General features: G+C 34.9%; 1 protein-coding gene. It reads left to right on the top strand.

The window, feature by feature from the left end:
• Positions 1 to 27: 27 nt before the first annotated feature.
• On the top strand, positions 28 to 487 hold a 460-nt coding region (locus tag AC1DWA_RS33300), incomplete at its 3' end, for a group II intron reverse transcriptase/maturase (RefSeq protein ID WP_477917738.1).

Below are 487 nucleotides of genomic sequence, written 5' to 3' on the forward strand. Positions count from 1 at the left end.
GCATTTTCGTTAAAGTGCGAACTATATATGCCTACTGATCTTGTTTATAGTCGCTTATTTAAAAAAGGGGCAATAAATGTCAACCAAAAGACAGGAAAATGGAAACCAATGCATCGTCCGGAATTAATTAAATTGGTTCCTCTTGAGATTTTAAGGAACTATAACGCCCAAATACGTGGAACCTATCAATATTATCAACTGGCAGTGAATGTATGCCACTTAAATAGTTATAAGTATCTCCTTGAATATTCTATGTATAAAACCTTAGCAAATAAGTACCGTACGACCTTAAGTAAAGCTAAACGAAAATTTATGGTGAACGGAATTTTCCAAGTCAGTTATATGACAAAGTCCGGTAAGAAAACGGAAGTGCTTTACGATAAGGGATTTCGTAGGAATAAAGCTCCTATAACTAAAAAGGATATAGAAAAACTTCCTTCGGAAGTATCATACCAATCCCGAACATCGCTTATTCAAAGGTTGATGG

The sequence above is a fragment of the Rhodococcus sp. P4_F3_2 genome (assembly GCF_056401335.1).